Source organism: Cedecea neteri, from assembly GCF_000758325.1.
GTDB lineage: Bacteria > Pseudomonadota > Gammaproteobacteria > Enterobacterales > Enterobacteriaceae > Cedecea > Cedecea neteri_B.
Genome location: NZ_CP009459.1, coordinates 2,276,416 through 2,294,204 on the forward strand (window position 1 = coordinate 2,276,416; position 17,789 = coordinate 2,294,204).

Annotated in this window: 14 protein-coding genes and 7 tRNA genes; 2 read left to right on the forward strand and 19 right to left on the reverse strand. The window is 53.3% G+C overall.

The features are described 5' to 3' along the window. On the reverse strand, positions 1–2,583 hold the full coding sequence (leuS, locus tag LH86_RS10735) for a leucine--tRNA ligase (RefSeq protein WP_039301097.1): 2,583 nt from the start codon (positions 2,581–2,583) through the stop codon (positions 1–3). Positions 2,584–2,847: 264 nt separating this feature from the next. Here leuS and LH86_RS10740 point away from each other — a divergent pair, with 264 nt between their 5' ends. Beyond that, positions 2,848–3,330: a zinc ribbon-containing protein gene (locus LH86_RS10740; RefSeq protein ID WP_008456066.1), complete on the forward strand. Its 483-nt coding sequence runs from the start codon at positions 2,848–2,850 to the stop codon at positions 3,328–3,330. 46 nt (positions 3,331–3,376) lie between these two features. On the opposite strand, the gene LH86_RS10745 is transcribed toward LH86_RS10740, so the two are convergent. From LH86_RS10745 to miaB, 9 genes are all read right to left on the reverse strand, one after another. Further along, the gene (locus LH86_RS10745; protein WP_008456069.1) at positions 3,377–4,102 is read right to left on the reverse strand and encodes an amino acid ABC transporter ATP-binding protein; all 726 of its coding nucleotides are present in this window, start codon (positions 4,100–4,102) and stop codon (positions 3,377–3,379) included. Then, positions 4,102–4,776, reverse strand: coding sequence for a glutamate/aspartate ABC transporter permease GltK (gene gltK, locus LH86_RS10750; RefSeq protein WP_039301099.1), 675 nt, complete (start codon positions 4,774–4,776; stop codon positions 4,102–4,104). Before gltK ends, LH86_RS10745 begins: the two co-directional genes overlap by 1 nt. Beyond that, complete coding sequence (locus LH86_RS10755; RefSeq protein ID WP_008456073.1) at positions 4,776–5,516, reverse strand: amino acid ABC transporter permease; 741 nt, start codon at positions 5,514–5,516, stop codon at positions 4,776–4,778. Before LH86_RS10755 ends, gltK begins: the two co-directional genes overlap by 1 nt. A 200-nt stretch (positions 5,517–5,716) precedes the next feature. After that, positions 5,717–6,622 (reverse strand): amino acid ABC transporter substrate-binding protein, encoded by a 906-nt coding sequence (locus LH86_RS10760; protein ID WP_039301102.1) that lies wholly within the window; start codon positions 6,620–6,622, stop codon positions 5,717–5,719. Positions 6,623–7,005: 383 nt separating this feature from the next. Then, positions 7,006–8,547: an apolipoprotein N-acyltransferase gene (lnt, locus tag LH86_RS10765; RefSeq protein ID WP_039301105.1), complete on the reverse strand. Its 1,542-nt coding sequence runs from the start codon at positions 8,545–8,547 to the stop codon at positions 7,006–7,008. Between the two features lie 7 nt (positions 8,548–8,554). After that, positions 8,555–9,433: a CNNM family magnesium/cobalt transport protein CorC gene (corC, locus tag LH86_RS10770; protein WP_008456079.1), complete on the reverse strand. Its 879-nt coding sequence runs from the start codon at positions 9,431–9,433 to the stop codon at positions 8,555–8,557. Between the two features lie 99 nt (positions 9,434–9,532). Continuing rightward, entirely contained in the window at positions 9,533–10,000 is a 468-nt protein-coding gene (gene ybeY / locus LH86_RS10775; RefSeq protein ID WP_039301108.1) for an rRNA maturation RNase YbeY, read from the reverse strand. After that, positions 9,997–11,058: a PhoH family protein gene (locus tag LH86_RS10780; RefSeq protein ID WP_039301111.1), complete on the reverse strand. Its 1,062-nt coding sequence runs from the start codon at positions 11,056–11,058 to the stop codon at positions 9,997–9,999. Before LH86_RS10780 ends, ybeY begins: the two co-directional genes overlap by 4 nt. A 210-nt stretch (positions 11,059–11,268) precedes the next feature. Next, entirely contained in the window at positions 11,269–12,693 is a 1,425-nt protein-coding gene (miaB, locus tag LH86_RS10785; RefSeq protein WP_039301114.1) for a tRNA (N6-isopentenyl adenosine(37)-C2)-methylthiotransferase MiaB, read from the reverse strand. Positions 12,694–12,816: 123 nt separating this feature from the next. On the opposite strand from miaB, the gene ubiF reads away from it, so the two are divergent. Continuing rightward, entirely contained in the window at positions 12,817–13,992 is a 1,176-nt protein-coding gene (ubiF, locus tag LH86_RS10790) for a 3-demethoxyubiquinol 3-hydroxylase (RefSeq protein ID WP_039301117.1), read from the forward strand. A gap of 88 nt (positions 13,993–14,080) precedes the next feature. Here the strand turns inward: ubiF and LH86_RS10795 are convergent. From LH86_RS10795 to LH86_RS10835, 9 genes are all read right to left on the reverse strand, one after another. Beyond that, a tRNA-Gln gene (locus LH86_RS10795) sits at positions 14,081–14,155 on the reverse strand. A 35-nt stretch (positions 14,156–14,190) separates the two neighbouring features. Then, positions 14,191–14,265, reverse strand: a tRNA-Gln gene (locus tag LH86_RS10800). A 45-nt stretch (positions 14,266–14,310) separates the two neighbouring features. Beyond that, positions 14,311–14,387: transfer RNA gene (locus LH86_RS10805), tRNA-Met, on the reverse strand. A 21-nt stretch (positions 14,388–14,408) separates the two neighbouring features. Further along, a tRNA-Gln gene (locus LH86_RS10810) sits at positions 14,409–14,483 on the reverse strand. Positions 14,484–14,520: 37 nt separating this feature from the next. Continuing rightward, positions 14,521–14,595, reverse strand: a tRNA-Gln gene (locus LH86_RS10815). Positions 14,596–14,617: 22 nt separating this feature from the next. Continuing rightward, a tRNA-Leu gene (locus LH86_RS10820) sits at positions 14,618–14,702 on the reverse strand. Positions 14,703–14,712: 10 nt separating this feature from the next. Then, positions 14,713–14,789 (reverse strand) — tRNA-Met (locus LH86_RS10825). 252 nt (positions 14,790–15,041) lie between these two features. Continuing rightward, on the reverse strand, positions 15,042–16,703 hold the full coding sequence (gene asnB / locus LH86_RS10830; RefSeq protein WP_039291180.1) for an asparagine synthase B: 1,662 nt from the start codon (positions 16,701–16,703) through the stop codon (positions 15,042–15,044). Positions 16,704–17,010: 307 nt separating this feature from the next. Then, a complete protein-coding gene (locus LH86_RS10835; protein WP_008456091.1) occupies positions 17,011–17,766 on the reverse strand; it encodes an HAD-IIA family hydrolase in 756 nt (251 codons plus the stop codon). Positions 17,767–17,789 lie beyond the last annotated feature (23 nt).

Consider the following 17,789-nt stretch of genomic DNA (forward strand, 5'->3'; position numbering starts at 1 on the left):
TTAGCCCACAACCAGGTTGAGCAGTTTACCCGGAACGTAAATCACTTTACGTACGGTTACACCCTCAAGATATTTCGCGACCAGATGTTCCTGACCGGCGCGCTCGCGCACTTGTTCTTCAGTGGCATCGGCAGGCACGGTGACTTTACCGCGTACTTTACCGTTAACTTGAACCACGACCAGGCGAGAGTCTTCGACCATTGCCTGCTCATCAGCCTGTGGCCACGGTGCGTTATCCACATCACCTTCACCGCCCAGTGACTGCCACATATCGAAGCAAACGTGCGGGGTGAACGGATACAGCATACGTACAACGGCCAGCAGTGCTTCGTTCAGCAGGGCACGATCCTGTTCGCCGTCCTGCGGTGCTTTTGCCAGTTTGTTCATCAGCTCCATAATGGCAGCGATAGCGGTGTTGAAGGTCTGACGGCGGCCGATATCGTCGGTTACTTTAGCAATCGTTTTATGCACATCGCGACGCAGTGCTTTTTGATCTTCGCTCAGGGCAGCGATATCCAGCGCCGGCGCTGCACCACGGTTGGTGTGTTCGTAGACCAGTTTCCAGACGCGTTTCAGGAAGCGGTTGGCGCCTTCAACGCCGGATTCCTGCCACTCAAGCGTCATGTCTGCCGGTGAAGCAAACATCATAAATAGACGAACGGTATCTGCGCCGTAGCGTTCAACCATGACCTGCGGGTCGATGCCGTTGTTTTTCGACTTCGACATTTTGCTCATGCCAGCATAGACCAGTTCGCGACCTTCTGCGTCACGGGCTTTGACGATGCGGCCTTTATCATCGCGCTCAACAATAGCGTCGACCGGAGAAACCCAGTTACGCTCGCCGTTAACGCCGGTGTAATAGAAGGCGTCCGCCAGCACCATACCCTGGCAAAGTAGCTGTTTGGCCGGTTCGTCGGAAGTCACCATGCCTGCATCGCGCATCAGCTTATGGAAGAAGCGGAAGTAGAGCAGGTGCATGATGGCGTGTTCAATCCCGCCGATGTAAATATCCACTGGCAGCCAGTAGTTGGCAGCTTTGGAATCCAGCATGCCTTTGTCGTACTGCGGGCAGGTGTAGCGGGCGTAGTACCAGGAAGACTCCATAAAGGTGTCGAAGGTGTCGGTTTCACGCAGCGCAGGCATCCCGTTAACGGTGGTTTTCGCCCACTCAGGATCGGCTTTAATTGGGCTGGTGATGCCGTCCATGACCACGTCTTCCGGCAGGATAACAGGCAGTTGATCTTCCGGGGTTGGCATCACGGTGCCGTCTTCCAGGGTGACCATTGGGATTGGTGCGCCCCAGTAACGCTGACGGGAAACGCCCCAGTCGCGCAGACGGAAGTTCACTTTACGCTCGCCCACGCCTTTAGCAGCCAGCTTATCGGCAATGGCGTTGAACGCCTGCTGGAAGTCCAGACCGTCGAATTCACCGGAGTTGAACAGCGCCCCTTTTTCGGTCATTGCAGAGGCGGAAAGATCCGGCTCGCTGCCGTCGGCATTCAGAATGACTGGCTTAATCTGCAGGCTGTATTTTGTGGCGAATTCCCAGTCACGCTGATCGTGACCTGGAACAGCCATCACGGCACCGGTGCCGTATTCCATCAGCACGAAGTTGGCCACCCAAACCGGAACGCTTTCGCCGGTCAGTGGATGAATGGCGTTAATGCCGGTGGCGACGCCTTTCTTCTCCATGGTTGCCATGTCGGCTTCGGCCACTTTGGTGTTGCGGCATTCTTCAATGAATTCGGCAAGGGTAGGATTATTGACTGCAGCCTGCTGCGCCAGAGGATGACCGGCGGCAACGGCCAGATAAGTCACACCCATGAAGGTATCAGGGCGGGTGGTATAAACGGTCAGCTTCTCGGCGCTGTTTTCCACGTCGAAGGTGATTTCCACGCCTTCAGAGCGGCCAATCCAGTTGCGCTGCATGGTTTTAACCTGATCCGGCCAGTGATCCAGCGTATCCAGGTCGTTCAGCAGTTCGTCAGCGTAGGCGGTAATTTTGATGAACCACTGTGGGATCTCTTTGCGCTCAACTTTGGTGTCGCAGCGCCAGCAGCAGCCGTCGATAACCTGCTCGTTTGCCAGTACGGTCTGATCGTTCGGGCACCAGTTCACCGCGGAGGTTTTTTTGTAAACCAGACCTTTGTTGTACAGCTGAGTGAAGAACTGCTGTTCCCAGCGGTAGTATTCAGGCGTACAGGTAGCCAGTTCACGGCTCCAGTCGTAGCCGAAGCCCAGCGTTTTCAGCTGGTTCTTCATGTAATTGATGTTGTCGTAGGTCCACGGGGCTGGCGCGGTGTTGTTTTTTACCGCGGCGCCTTCAGCCGGTAGGCCGAAAGCATCCCAGCCGATCGGCTGCAGGACGTTTTTACCCAGCATACGCTGGTAGCGTGCGATAACGTCGCCGATGGTGTAGTTACGGACGTGGCCCATATGTAGTCGGCCGGAAGGATAGGGCAACATGGAGAGGCAGTAGTATTTCTCTTTGCCTTCGTCTTCGGTCACTTCAAAAGTACGGTTCTCTTGCCAGTGTTGCTGGACGTTGGATTCTATCTCTTCCGGGCGGTATTGCTCTTGCATGGCAGCCAGTAGTCCTGTTTATGAAAGACGGCTACGAAACGTAGCCTTTAATGAATTCGAGTTTAGATCGTCATAGCATAGCCGATTCGACAGCGGCAAAACAGCCTTTCAACGCCCTCAGTGACCATTTCACCGTTCTGTAACGCTTGCAGTTTTTTACCCAGGGTGTGGCTAATCTAACAAAGCGTGGGCGGATTAACGTCTACTATTAGAATCAGTTACCACGCCGCGAATGCGGGAATCCTTCAAGGAGGCAGGCTAACGATGAACAAGGTTGCTCAATTTTATCGGGAACTGGTCGAATCGCTAAGTGAACGGCTACGCAAGGGGGAGCGCGATATTGATGCGCTGGTTGCCAGCGCCCGTAAGCAGATGAATGATACAGGCGAGCTGACCCGAACGGAGATAGAGGAGGTAACGCGTGCGGTGCGCCGTGACCTTGAAGAATTTGCTCGTAGCTACGGGGAAAGTCAGGAAGAGTTCACCGACAGCGTTTTTATGCGGGTGATTAAAGAGAGTTTATGGCAGGAACTGGCGGACATTACCGACAAAACGCAGCTTGAGTGGCGGGAAGTGTTTAAAGATCTCAGCCATCACGGGGTGTATCACAGCGGGGAAGTTGTTGGGTTAGGCAATTTGGTGTGTGAAAACTGTCATCACCATATTGCGATTTACACGCCTGATGTGCTGCCGGTTTGCCCAAAATGCGGTCATAATCAGTTTCATCGGCGGCCGTTTGAGCCTTAAAAAAAAGCCTTCCGCAGGGAAGGCTTTTTACTGTGACGCGTCCTTCTTAGTGCAGGATTTTTGCCAGGAAGTCTTTGGCACGTTCAGACTGAGGATTATTGAAGAAGTCGTCTTTGTTTGAGTCTTCGACAATTTTCCCTTCATCCATAAAGATCACGCGGTTAGCCACTTTGCGGGCAAAGCCCATTTCGTGGGTCACCACCATCATGGTCATGCCTTCATTGGCCAGCTCAACCATCACGTCCAGTACTTCGTTGATCATTTCCGGGTCGAGCGCTGAGGTTGGTTCGTCAAACAGCATTGCGATAGGATCCATACACAGGGCGCGGGCGATCGCCACACGCTGCTGCTGGCCGCCGGAAAGCTGCGCTGGATATTTATCGGCATGGGCGGCGAGCCCTACGCGCTCGAGTAATTTTAACCCTTTGGCGCGGGAAGCCGCTTTGTCACGCTTCAGCACTTTGACCTGGGCAAGCGTCAGGTTTTCGATAATCGACAGGTGAGGGAACAGCTCGAAGTGCTGGAACACCATGCCAACGTGGGAGCGGAGCTGCGCCAGATTGGTTTTCTTATCGTTCACCTGGGTGCCGTTCACCAGGATTTCGCCTTTTTGTACGGGCTCAAGGCCATTGACGGTTTTAATCAGCGTGGATTTGCCGGAGCCGGAAGGCCCGCACACGACGACAACTTCGCCTTTCTTCACTTCGGTGGAGCACTCGGTCAGCACCTGAAAGTGACCATACCATTTAGAAACATTTTTCAGGGTAATCATTACACAGTCCTTTTCTTCAAGTAGCTGACCAACAGCGATGCACTGAGGCTAATCACAAAATAGACCAGGCCGGCAAACAGGATCATTTCGACCTGCGTACCGTCACGCTCGCCGATGGTGGAGGCGGTGCGGAAGAAGTCTGCCAGGCTTAAAACGTACACCAGCGAGGTATCCTGGAACAAAACGATGCCCTGGGTTAACAGCAGCGGCACCATTGCGCGGAAGGCCTGCGGCAGAATAATCAGTTTCATCGACTGCCAGTGGGTCATACCCAGCGCCAGGGCGGCATTTGACTGCCCTCTGGAAATACTCTGAATACCGGCGCGAATGATTTCTGAATAGTAGGCGGCTTCAAACATGGAGAAGGCGACCATCGCGGAAATCAGGCGAATATCTGTCTTTGGCGACAGGCCAAGCACCGACTGCAGGAAGCCTGGCACCACCAGATAGAACCAAAGCAGTACCATCACCAGCGGCACAGAGCGGAAAACGTTCACGTAAGCGGTAGCAAACCACGCGATCGGTTTGAAGCTCGACAGGCGCATGACGGCCAGCAGCGTGCCCCAGACAATACCGATCACCACCGCGGTAACGGTGATTTTGAGCGTAATGACCAGCCCCTGCATTAAGTAAGGCAGGGCAGGTAGAATAGAACTCCAGTCAAGATCGAGCATTATTTGCCCCCCATATTGCCAGGCAGGCGAATTTTACGTTCTACCACATACATCACGCCCATGATGACGGCGTTGATCAGTACATAGGCAAGGGTAATCGCCGTAAAGGACTCATAGGCGTGTGCCGAGTAATCCAGCAGCTTGCCAGCCTGTGCCGCCATATCCACCAGACCAATAGTTGAAGCGATGGCCGAGTTCTTCACCAGGTTCATCATTTCGGAGGTCATTGGTGGCACGATGACGCGATAGGCATTAGGCAACAGCACGTAGCGATAGGCCTGAGGCAGCGTCAGCCCCATTGCCAGAGCCGCATTCTTCTGGCCGCGAGGCAGAGATTGAATTGCGGCACGTACCTGTTCGCAGACGCGAGCGGCGGTAAACAGCCCGAGGCAAATCATTGACGAGAGGAAGAACTGAATATTGGGATCCAGCTCGGACTTAAACCACATGCCAATGTTTTCCGGCAGCAGTTCAGGCACCACCAGATACCAGGTAAAGAATTGGACGATCAGGGGAACGTTGCGAAAGAGTTCAACGTAGAGCGTACCTAGCCCGGACAGGAATTTGTTAGGGACCGTACGCAAAATACCAAACAGAGACCCCACCAGAAAAGCAATGATCCATGCGGTTATTGACAGGGCGACGGTGACCTGGAAGCCATTCCAAATCCAGCCCAGATAGGTTGTGTTGCCGAACGGGGCGGGCTGTAAAAAGATTCCCCAGTTCCAGTCTATAGACATAACTTACTCCGAGATAAAAAAAAGAGGGTAGCGCAGGCTACCCTCGAAGATTGATGAGAAGCCGGTGCCTTGAAGCAGATCTTTGTCTGCGTTTTTCGGCACCTTCACGCTGGTGGGGGAACGACCCACCAACGCATAGTCTGTCCTGGCTTCAGTTCGTCAATCGGGAGGGCGGATTTTTCCGGCCCCTGTGTTTCTAATTAGTTGAGAGCTTTGTCGTTTGGTTCCTTGAACAGCGCTTTCATTTCGTCAGAAAGATCGAAGTTCATGTTGAGGTTTTTCGGTGGAATTGGCTGTTTAAACCACTTATCAAACCATTTCGCGGCTTCACCGGAGGTTTGCGCCTGCGCGATGGTGGTATCCATCAGCTTTTTAAACTCTGGGTCATCTTTACGCAGCATACAGCCGTAGGCTTCCTGGGACTGCGGCTTGCCGACGATCTCCCAGTTATCCGGCTGTTTAGCTTTCGCACGTTCACCGGCCAGCAGGGCATCATCCATCATAAAGGCAACGGCACGGCCGCTTTCCAGGGTACGGAAGGAGTCACCGTGGTCTTTGGCGCTGATAATACGCATGCCCATTTTCTGCTCGTCGTTCAGCTTGTTGAGCAGGATTTCGGAGGTGGTGCCGGAGGTCACAACAACAGTTTTCCCTTTCAGGTCAGGGAAGTCTTTAATTGGGCCGCCTTTTTTCACCAGCAAACGGGTGCCGACAACGAAGATGGTGTCGGAGAAGGCGGCTTGTTTTTGACGCTCTACGTTGTTGGTGGTGGAACCACATTCAAAATCGAAAGTGCCGTTTTGCAGCAGCGGAATACGGTTCTGAGAGGTGATTGGAATGAGTTTTACCTGCAGGTCAGGCTTGTTCAGCTGCTTTTTCACCGCTTCTACGATGGCGTTAGAGTAGTCCTGAGAGTAGCCAACCACTTTCTGCTGATTGTCGTAGTAAGAGAAAGGTACAGATGATTCACGGTGGCCGACCACGATAACGCCGTTGGCTTTGATTTTATCCAGCGTTGACTGCTGAGGCGTCGCGTCTTCTGCATGAACCATTGTGGCGCTCATGCCCATCACCAGCATTGCCGTGGCCAGTTTACGTAATTGCATATCCAACTCCTTAATCTTAGTGCCAGAGGAGGCACCGGTATCCGATGTGAGTGTTGTGTTTTGTTGTTTTTTCATGCTGCTAAAAGCGTCATGTCATGCTCTTTTGTTAGCATCTAACCTAGCTGAATGTAAAGAAAATGCTAATAAGATGTTTATTTTTGCGAGGCGCGCCGCACCGTTTAAAGGCAAAGATATGCCGATGCACTATAACGGTGCTTGCGATGTCGCTTTTTGGTGCATGCATTTTTCACTGCCCGATACAGCCAGGCCACAGGGCGTCTTTGCGCCAGCTATTTGATTTCAACTGTTAATATCTAGCAAAGCTTGTGCCAGAAATGAAAAAGGCCAGCAAATTTGCCGGCCTTAGGAACGAGAAAGGGAGATTACTTTTTGCTGCGGTTACGCAGGCTTATCACCAGTGCGCTGAAACCGAATAAAGCGGTAATCACCCAAAGCGGCCAGAAGCCGAAGCGGGCATAAGGCGTTAAGCCTGTGGTAGGTGTGACTTTCGCCTCCAGCACTTCGCGAGTGAACTGCGGGATAATATTAGTGATATCACCTTCGGCGTTGACCACCGCAGTGACGCCGTTGTTAGTGCTGCGCAGCAGAGGCCGCCCCAGCTCCAGCGAACGCATACGCGCCATCTGCAGGTGCTGCCTCGGGCCGATAGATTTACCGAACCAGGCATCGTTGGAGATAGTCAGCAGGAAGTCAGTATCTGGCCGGAAATTGTCCCGGACTTGTTCACCCAGGATGATTTCGTAGCAGATTGCCGCCGTCAGCTTAACGCCGTTAGAGAGCAACTGCGGCTGAACATAGGGCCCACGGCTGAATGATGACATAGGCAGATCGAAGAACGGGGCCAGTGGACGCAGAATCGATTCAAGCGGCACAAACTCACCGAATGGCACAAGGTGGTTTTTGTTGTAGCGATTACTGCTGGTGTAGCTGTAAGGGCTACCTTCACCAAGCGTGATAATGGTGTTGTAGGTGTCATACCGGTTTTGCTTATTCAGACGTGCATCAACGATACCGGTAATTAACGAGCTGTGTTTTGCCCGCAGCAGGTCATCCATCATGGCGAGGAACTGCTGCTGATTAATTTCCAGATCGGAGATAGCCGATTCCGGCCAGATGATAAGCTTGGCTTTGCCCATCTCCGGCTCTGTTTTATCCAGATAAATTTTCAGCGTGTCCAGCAGCTGACTTTCATTCCACTTCAGGGACTGAGGAATGTTGCCTTGTACCATCGCTACGTCAACGGAACGCTCTGGCAGAGGCTGGAACCATTGAATGCTGCGCAGCGGCCAGGGTAATAACAGTAAAGCCGCAGATACCACGGCAGGAACCCATTTCCGTGCCTGCAGGGCGAACACCAGAAGGCCGCTGATAATCATCAGCAGGAAGGTAATCGTGTCGACGCCAAAAATCGGCGCGATGCCTTTTAGCGGGCCATCGATCTGGCTATAGCCAAACTGCAGCCACGGGAAGCCGGTCAGCACCCAGCCGCGCAGGAATTCGGTAATCTGCCAGACGACCGGGGCGGCAATAGCTACGCGCCACCACGTTGTTTTTGGCCACAGCTTGCTGAGAATACCGGCGAACAAACCGGTGTAGAGCGACAAATAAGCTGCCAGCAGAACCACCAGGAACACGTTCACCGGGCCCGGCATACCGCCGAACTGTGCGATGCTCACATAGACCCAGTTGACCCCGCTGCCGAACAGCCCAAGCCCCCAGAAGAAGCCAATCGCGGCGCTTTGTACCGGGCGACGGTTTAGCGTCAGGCCCTGCAAGCCGGCAAGAGAAACAATGGCTGCAGGCCAGAAATCATAAGGGGAAAAGGCCAGCGTTCCGCAGGCCCCAAAGAAAAGCGCCAGCAGCAGGCGAATGCGCTGGCGTTGAAGAAGTTGAGCTATAGCCATAGCTGAGTTATTCGTCCAGTTTAGGTTGCGGCGAGTCGTCCGGAATTCTGACATGAACCTGAATAATACGACGGCTATCGGCCATGGCGACTTTGAACTGGTAACCATCTATTTCAATGGTTTCGCCACGGGCTGGCAGGTGCCCAAAGGCTTGCATCACCAGACCACCGATGGTGTCGACTTCTTCATCGCTAAAGTGCGTGTCGAAGGTTTCGTTGAAGTCCTCAATAGAGGCGAGGGCTCGCACCGTCCACGTATGGCGGCTCAGCTGACGGAAATCGCCGTCTTCCTCGTCGTCGTACTCATCTTCGATTTCCCCGACAATCAGTTCGAGAATATCTTCGATAGTCACGAGACCTGAAACGCCGCCAAATTCATCAATGACAATCGCCATATGATAGCGCTGCTGACGAAACTCTTTCAGCATGCGGTCAACCCGCTTGCTTTCAGGCACGACAACCACCTGACGTAACACTTTTTCCATGCTGAAAGGCTCAGAGTCGCTACGCATAAATGGCAGCAGATCTTTCGCCATCAGAATCCCTTCGATGTGATCTTTGTCTTCGCTTATCACCGGGAAACGGGAGTGAGCGGAATCGATAATGACATCGAGGCACTCGTCCAGCGTCTGGTTGTGTTTGAGCGTCACCATCTGCGAGCGCGGGATCATGATGTCGCGGACGCGCTGGTCGGCGATATCCATCACCCCTTCGAGCATGTCGCGGGTGTCCTGGTCTATCAGAGAGTTTTGCTCAGAATCACGAATAAGCGTCAGCAGATCGTCACGGTTTTTAGGTTCACCGTGAAACAGCTGGTTGAGAATGAGGGAGAAGAATCCCTTTTTGGCTTCCGGCGTGTCACTATTCTGTGAATTGTCGTCGCTCATGGCGTTAGGTTTTAGGCCTCATATAAATCAAATACTAACAGGCAGCCTGATGGTGCACTGCCTGCGCGTGACGGCGGCAAAGGGAAAGCCCTGAGCCGACTACTCTTTCTCGGCAATGTACGGATCGGCATACCCAAGAGCAAGCATTATCTCTGTTTCCAGCGCTTCCATCTCTTCGGCTTCATCGTCTTCGATATGGTCGTAACCGAGGAGATGCAGGCTGCCGTGTACAACCATATGTGCCCAGTGGGCTTCCAGCGGCTTCTCTTGTTCTTTGGCTTCCTGCTCAACCACCTGACGGCAGATGATCAGATCGCCCAGCAGAGGAAGCTCGATCCCTGGCGGGGCTTCAAACGGAAAAGAAAGCACGTTGGTGGGCTTATCTTTCCCGCGATAGGTCAGGTTCAGGTCGTGGCTTTCGGCTTCGTCTACCAGACGCACGGTGACCTCTGACTCTGGCTGAAACTGAGGAATCACCGCATCCAGCCAGCGCTGAATTTGTGCTTCATCCGGCAGGCCGCTTTCGGTTTCGCATGCCACCTGTAAATCTAAAATAACCTGACTCATTTGCTCTCCTGAGCGGTAGCCTGCAGGGCAAGGGCTTCACGTTTACGCTCGGCGGCAAGCTCGTCTTTGCGTTTTTGATCGGCGGTTTCCCAGGCCTCATAGGCGTTAACAATGCGGGCCACAACCGGGTGACGTACTACGTCTTCGCTGTTAAGGAAGTTGAAGCTGATTTCATCCACCTCGGACAGGACGTCGATAGCATGACGTAAGCCTGATTTCAGGTTACGTGGCAGGTCAATTTGCGTCACATCACCGGTAATCACCGCTTTGGAGTTGAAGCCAATGCGGGTCAGGAACATTTTCATCTGCTCTGTGGTGGTGTTCTGGCTTTCATCGAGAATGACAAAGGCATCGTTCAGGGTTCGGCCACGCATGTAGGCGAGCGGTGCCACTTCGATGACGTTACGTTCAATAAGCTTTTCGACTTTCTCGAAGCCCAGCATTTCAAACAGCGCGTCGTACAGAGGACGCAAGTACGGGTCAACCTTCTGGCTCAAATCTCCGGGCAGGAAGCCCAGCTTTTCACCCGCTTCAACCGCCGGGCGGGTCAGCAGAATGCGGCGAATCTCCTGGCGTTCTAATGCATCAACCGCAGCGGCAACTGCAAGATAGGTTTTCCCTGTCCCTGCTGGCCCAATGCCGAAAGTGATATCGTGGTCGAGAATATTGGCGATGTACTGCGCCTGATTAGGCGTACGCGGCTTAATGACGCCACGCTTCGTTTTTATATGGATAGCTTTACCGTAATCCGGCACGCTGTCGGCCGTTTGCTCCAGCACCCGGCTTTCTTTAATAGCCAGATGAATTTGTTCCGGGTCGATATCCTGGCTCTGACCGCGCATTGGCGCGGTGTCTACGTACAGATGGCGCAGAATATCCGCAGCGGCGTTAACGGAAAGCTCACGACCGGTGAGCCTGAAGTGATTGTCACGACGGTTGATTTCAATCCCCAGTCGGCGTTCCAGCTGTTTGATGTTGTCATCAAAAGGGCCGCACAGACTAAGCAGACGGGCGTTATCCGCCGGTTCCAGCGTTAATTCACGTGTTTCGATATTCAAACTTATCCTCTGGGTCACTCGGGGCCAGTTAGAGTAAACGGTCTCGCGTAGCCGAAAATATGGTTCGGCTACAGGGAAATTATTTATCCCGCAGCGTGATGGCGCAAGCGTCACAATTGATATTTGGGTGATGCCTTCAGAATGCAAGTGCAAACAATGAGACTGCCTGCCGGGACGTGGAATTAGCGTTCCGGCAGGCTATGGAGAGAATTAAGGCTGGTAAGTCCCAACGCCAATGTCATTCTCTTTGCGGGTACGGGCAATAACGGAAGCCGGGGTTTCAGCAATACGCAGGCCCATTTCGCTTTCGGTGCGTACCAGCTTCGCGCGCAGGGAGTTAGTCAGGACTTCGGTGATTTCAACATCCACGAATTTCCCTACCATATCCGGCGTCCCTTCGAAGTTCACCACACGGTTATTTTCGGTACGGCCGGACAGCTGCATAATGCTTTTACGCGAAGTCCCTTCCACCAGAATACGCTGCACCGTGCCCAGCATTTTACGACTCCATTCCATTACCTGCTGGTTAATACGATCCTGCAGGATATAGAGGCGCTGTTTTTTCTCTTCTTCCGGTACGTCATCAACCATATCGGCCGCCGGGGTGCCCGGACGAGCAGAGAAGATAAAACTAAAGCTGGTGTCAAAGTTGACGTCAGCAATCAGCTTCATGGTTTGCTCGAAGTCCTGGCTGGTTTCGCCCGGGAAGCCGACGATAAAGTCTGAGCTGATCTGGATGTCCGGGCGCGCAGCGCGCAGCTTGCGAATCGTCGATTTATACTCCAGTGCGGTATGCGTGCGGCCCATCATATTCAGCACGCGATCAGCGCCGCTTTGAATAGGCAGGTGCAGGAAGCTGACCAGCTCCGGCGTGTCGCGATACACTTCGATAATGTCATCTGTAAATTCAATCGGGTGGCTGGTGGTGAAGCGAATGCGGTCGATACCGTCAATCGCTGCAACCAGACGCAGAAGTTCGGCAAACGAGCAAATACCGCCGTCGTAAGCCGCGCCGCGGTATGCGTTAACGTTTTGACCCAGCAGGTTAACTTCACGCACGCCCTGTTCCGCCAGTTGAGCGATTTCAAACAGAATATCGTCGCAAGGGCGGCTCACTTCTTCGCCACGGGTATAAGGCACCACGCAATAGGTGCAATATTTGTTGCAGCCTTCCATGATGGAGACGTAGGCGGTCGGGCCTTCCGCTTTCGGTTCTGGCAGGCGGTCAAATTTTTCGATTTCCGGGAAGCTGACGTCCACCACCGGGCTGCGGGTGCCGCGAACCTGGTTGATCATTTCCGGCAGGCGGTGCAGGGTTTGTGGCCCAAAGACGATATCTACATAGTGTGCCCGCTGGCGAATTTTTTTCCCTTCCTGAGAGGCAACGCAGCCGCCGACGCCAATGATCACGTCCGGGCGTTTGGCTTTAATATGCTTCCAGCGCCCCAGCAGGTGAAACACCTTTTCCTGTGCTTTTTCGCGAATAGAACAAGTGTTCAGCAGCAGAACGTCCGCTTCATTCGCGTTATCGGTCAGCGTAAAGCCGTGGGTGCTGTCCAGCAGGTCGGCCATCTTCGATGAATCGTATTCGTTCATCTGGCAGCCCCAGGTTTTTATATGGAGTTTTTTTGTCATCGACTTGCCATTGCTCAAGGTGAAGTCAGGAATTAAGCCGGATAGTGTAATGCTTTGCTATGGATGTGACCAGCCTGGGAAAAGCCAGTAGAATCAGCAAAGATGAATGAAGGAAAGAGACTTATGGTAAATCAACCAATTGAAGTAGCCGTTGTCGGCGGCGGTATGGTCGGCGCGGCGGCTGCGCTGGGGCTGGCACAGCACGGTTTCCGTGTGGCGGTGATTGAACATCATGCTCCTGAGGCTTTTGTTCCAGGTAGCCAGCCTGATGTCCGCATTTCTGCCATCAGTAGCGCATCGGTTGGCCTGCTCAAGTCTCTTGGCGTCTGGGATAACGTTTTAGCGATGCGGGCACATCCTTATCGCCGTCTGGAAACCTGGGAATGGGAAAGCGCGCACGTTGGCTTTGATGCCGAAGAACTGGGCTTACCCGAATTGGGTTTCATGGTTGAAAATAACGTACTGCAGCGCGTACTTTGGCAAGCGCTTGAGGCACATCCGAATATCTCTTTACGTTGCCCGGCCAGGTTGAGGCAAATCCATCGCCAGACAGCAGGTTGGACGCTCGAGTTTGATGACGGCGCTTCACTCAATGCTGAAATGGTGATTGGCGCGGATGGCGCGAATTCTCAGATCAGAAAATGGGCGGGGATTGGTGTGCATGCCTGGCAGTATCGTCAGGCCTGTATGCTGATTACCGTTAAATGCGAGTTTGAGCCGGGGGACAGCACCTGGCAGCATTTCACGCCGACAGGGCCGCACGCTTTCCTGCCGCTGTTCGATAACTGGGCCTCTTTGGTTTGGTATGACACGCCGGCACGAATTCGGCAACTGCAGGGAATGAACATGCCCCAGCTGCAAAAAGCGATTACGGCTGCTTTTCCTCAGCGGCTCGGAGCGGTTACGCCGGTCGCCAGCGGGGCATTTCCGCTGACTCGCCGACACGCTTTGCAGTATGTCCAGCCGGGGCTGGCGCTGATAGGGGATGCGGCGCATACGATTCATCCTTTGGCGGGGCAGGGCGTTAACCTGGGGTATCGCGACGTGGATGCTTTGCTTGATGTCCTGATCGGTGCCCGTAGCCACGCGGAAGCCTGGGCAAGTGAGGCTATCCTGAAACGTTATCAGAGGCGCCGTCAGGCGGATAATTTCCTGATGCAGAGCGGAATGGATCTGTTCTATGCGGGATTCAGCAATAACCTGGGGCCGCTGCGTGTGGTGCGAAATCTTGGGCTGATAGCGGCGGAAAGAGCCGGTGGCCTGAAGCGTAAAGCGCTGAAATACGCCCTGGGATTATAATGAAGACATGCAGGGCGGTTTCCCGCTCTGCTCAGGCTGACTAAATGCCAGATAGCAAAAAGCCCGCTTGCGCGGGCTTTTCATTATGTGGCTGGGGTGCAGGGATTCGAACCCCGGAATGCTGGTATCAGAAACCAGAGCCTTACCGCTTGGCGACACCCCAATTGCGTTAAACGAACTGCTTAACGACTTTAAAATTGGCTGGGGTACGAGGATTCGAACCTCGGAATGCTGGTATCAGAAACCAGAGCCTTACCGCTTGGCGATACCCCAACAATTTTTTTGGATTTACCGACGTTAATCAATAATTCCTTTGTATGGTGGCTACGACGGGATTCGAACCTGTGACCCCATCATTATGAGTGATGTGCTCTAACCAGCTGAGCTACGTAGCCAAACTCTATCATATTTTTCGATGGCTGGGGTACCTGGATTCGAACCAGGGAATGCCGGTATCAAAAACCGGTGCCTTACCGCTTGGCGATACCCCAATAACCGTCGCGGTGAACCGCAAGTATCGAAAAATAATGGCTGGGGTACCTGGATTCGAACCAGGGAATGCCGGTATCAAAAACCGGTGCCTTACCGCTTGGCGATACCCCATCCGCGCAACGCGAAAGATAAATGGTGCGGGAGGCGAGACTTGAACTCGCACACCTTACGGCGCCAGAACCTAAATCTGGTGCGTCTACCAATTTCGCCACTCCCGCATAAAAAAGATGGTGGCTACGACGGGATTCGAACCTGTGACCCCATCATTATGAGTGATGTGCTCTAACCAGCTGAGCTACGTAGCCATCTTTTTACGCGCTACCTTATCGGCGTTGCGGGGCGCATTATGCTGAGTTGACTCTACAGCGTCAACTAGTTTTTTCCCGAAAACCCGCTCGGAATGCTCGTTTGAATGACTTGCGAACAGCTTGCTTGAAATATCGACAATAACGCACGTTTTTGTTTTTAATTCCGCTTAAAAACAGGGATAAAGCCGCGGCGAGAATACAGAAACGACAACGGGCCATAAGGCCCGTTGTTTTAAGCTAAATCAGCGATTAATAGGCGGCCTGGTGCACTCCCACCGCGCGTCCTGATGGATCGTTCATGGTTTTGAACGACTCATCCCATTCGATCGCTTTTGCGGAAGAACAGGCCACTGACGGGCCGCCGGGTACGCATTCCGCCGCGCTTTGCAGCGGGAACAGCTCTTCGAAGATTTCGCGGTACAAATAGGCTTCTTTCGAGCCCGGTGTGTTATACGGGAAGCGGTAGGCAGCGGTAGCCAACTGCTGGTCGCTAATCTGTTCAGCGGCCACTTCTTTCAGCGTATCAATCCAGCTGTAGCCTACGCCGTCAGAGAACTGCTCTTTCTGGCGCCACGCCACGCTTGCCGGCAGGTAGGATTCGAAGCACTCACGCAGGACATGCTTCTCCATTTTACCGTTGCCGCACATTTTATCCTGCGGGTTGATGCGCATTGCCACGTCGAGGAATTTTTTATCCAGGAACGGGACGCGAGCTTCAACTCCCCACGCGGACATCGCCTTGTTGGCGCGGGCGCAGTCAAACATGTGCAGGGCCTGCAGTTTACGCACGGTTTCTTCGTGCAGTTCTTTGGCATTTGGCGCTTTGTGGAAGTATAGATAACCGCCGAATACCTCATCAGAGCCTTCCCCGGACAACACCATTTTGATGCCCATCGCTTTGATTTTACGCGACATCAGGTACATAGGTGTTGAAGCGCGGATCGTTGTCACATCGTAAGTTTCGATGTGATAGATAACATCGCGGATCGCATCGAGGCCTTCCTGCACGGTGAAGTGGATCTCGTGGTGAACCGTGCCCAGGTGGTTAGCAACTTCCTGCGCAGCTTTCAGGTCAGGAGAACCTTCCAGACCGACAGCGAAGGAGTGCAGCTGTGGCCACCACGCTTCGCTGCGTTCTTCATCTTCTACACGACGCGCGGCAAATTTCTTGGTGATCGCTGAAATCACGGAAGAGTCCAGCCCGCCCGACAGCAGAACGCCATAAGGCACGTCGGACATCAGGTGGCTCTTCACGGAATCTTCCAGCGCCTGACGCAGCGCATTTTTGTCCGTGACGTTGTCTTTTACTTCTTCGTAGCTGAACCAGTCGCGCTGATAGTAGCTGCGGATTTCGCCGTCTTTACTCCACAGGTAGCTGCCCGCCGGGAACTCTTTGATGGTGCGGCAAACCGGTACAAGAGCTTTCATTTCTGAAGCGACATACAGGTTGCCGTGTTCATCGTGGCCCATATACAGAGGGATAATACCGATGTGATCGCGGCCAATCAGGTAAGCGTCTTTCTCGCTATCGTAAAGTGCGAAGGCAAACATTCCCTGCAGGTCATCAAGGAAGTCAGGGCCTTTTTCCTGATAGAGCGCCAGGATAACTTCACAGTCTGAACCGGTCTGGAAGGTATAGCGGTCGCCGTATTCGGCGCGCAGAGCCTGGTGGTTGTAGATTTCGCCGTTAACCGCCAGGGCGTGAGTTTTTTCGGTGTTGTACAGCGGCTGAGCACCCGCGTTGACGTCAACGATGGACAGACGTTCGTGCACAAGAATGGCTTTATCGCTGGCGTAAACACCTGACCAGTCCGGGCCACGGTGGCGCATCAGGCGCGATAATTCCAGCGCTTTTTTGCGCAATTCAACTGCATCAGTTTTGATATCCAGAACGCCAAAGATAGAACACATATAACTTCTCCGTACACTTGCCTGAGCGATTTGAGTTGTGGTGCTGCGGTGCCGATTTTTGCTTTTACTGCGGCTTTGCTGCGTTGCTTAGTAATGAAAATGCTCAATCGCTGAAGGGAATGCAAGGCTTTTAGCTTTCAGCTAATAAATAGTGCAGTGAGGATTGCTGATTTATGAAAAATGCTGATGTTTGGGGCGTTAAAATTAACGGATCGTCAATTTTTAACAATTTGCACTGAAGTTTGACTCGCCTGGTCGGCGATTTTTTATCGATATAAAAATGCCGGCTGGATGCCGGCATTCTGAATCAGAAGATATCGATTTCAGCCACAGAAGGATAAATCCAGCTTGGCCGGAATGGCATATCGTCAACGTTGTTCAGGCTGGAGACGCCGGACAGCACAAGGATGGTTTCAAGGCCGGCCTGGAAGCCCGCGAGAATATCCGTCCGCAGGTTATCGCCGACGATAACGGTTTGCTCTGAATGCGCCTGCATTTTATTAAGCGCCGCGCGGATAATCCACGGGCTTGGTTTGCCGACATAGAACGGCTCACGCCCGGAGATTTTCTCGATGCCAGCGCAAAGCGCGCCGCAGGCCGGGCTAAAGCCGTGGCCGTGGCTGTCAGGGTTGGTGGCAATAAAACGCGCCCCGTTCGCCACGAAGTAAGCGGCTTTATGCATCATCTCCCAGTTAAAGGAGCGGGTTTCACCGACGATGACAAAGTCAGGATTGATGTCGGTAATGGTAAATCCAGCTTTGTAGAGCTCGTGAATCAGCGCCCCTTCACCGACGACGTAGGCTTTCTTACCTTCCTGACGACGGAGGAAATCAGCCGTGGCCATGGCCGAGGTGTAAAACACGCTCTCCGGCACGTCGATGCCCGCGGAGGCAAAGCGGTTGGCAAGATCCTGGCTGGTCTGGGAAGGGTAGTTGGTCAGCAGCACCAGCGGCATTTCTTTTTCAAGAATACGTGCCAGAAATTCATTAGCGCCCGGCACGGCGACGTTGTCGTGCATCAGCACGCCGTCGATATCACAAATTACGTTCTGGATGGTGGTCATTAACAACTCTGGCTCACGGAATG

Excerpts from the sequence above, each read along its gene's own strand:
- lnt (WP_039301105.1), bottom strand. The coding sequence starts at position 8,547 with ATGGCTATAGCTCAACTTCTTCAACGCCAGCGCATTCGCCTGCTGCTG.
- leuS (WP_039301097.1), bottom strand. The coding sequence starts at position 2,583 with ATGCAAGAGCAATACCGCCCGGAAGAGATAGAATCCAACGTCCAGCAA.
- gltK (WP_039301099.1), bottom strand. The coding sequence starts at position 4,776 with ATGCTCGATCTTGACTGGAGTTCTATTCTACCTGCCCTGCCTTACTTA.
- LH86_RS10740 (WP_008456066.1), top strand. The coding sequence starts at position 2,848 with ATGAACAAGGTTGCTCAATTTTATCGGGAACTGGTCGAATCGCTAAGT.
- LH86_RS10755 (WP_008456073.1), bottom strand. The coding sequence starts at position 5,516 with ATGTCTATAGACTGGAACTGGGGAATCTTTTTACAGCCCGCCCCGTTC.
- ybeY (WP_039301108.1), bottom strand. The coding sequence starts at position 10,000 with ATGAGTCAGGTTATTTTAGATTTACAGGTGGCATGCGAAACCGAAAGC.
- LH86_RS10760 (WP_039301102.1), bottom strand. The coding sequence starts at position 6,622 with ATGCAATTACGTAAACTGGCCACGGCAATGCTGGTGATGGGCATGAGC.
- ubiF (WP_039301117.1), top strand. The coding sequence starts at position 12,817 with ATGGTAAATCAACCAATTGAAGTAGCCGTTGTCGGCGGCGGTATGGTC.
- corC (WP_008456079.1), bottom strand. The coding sequence starts at position 9,433 with ATGAGCGACGACAATTCACAGAATAGTGACACGCCGGAAGCCAAAAAG.
- asnB (WP_039291180.1), bottom strand. The coding sequence starts at position 16,703 with ATGTGTTCTATCTTTGGCGTTCTGGATATCAAAACTGATGCAGTTGAA.
- miaB (WP_039301114.1), bottom strand. The coding sequence starts at position 12,693 with ATGACAAAAAAACTCCATATAAAAACCTGGGGCTGCCAGATGAACGAA.
- LH86_RS10745 (WP_008456069.1), bottom strand. The coding sequence starts at position 4,102 with ATGATTACCCTGAAAAATGTTTCTAAATGGTATGGTCACTTTCAGGTG.
- LH86_RS10835 (WP_008456091.1), bottom strand. The coding sequence starts at position 17,766 with ATGACCACCATCCAGAACGTAATTTGTGATATCGACGGCGTGCTGATG.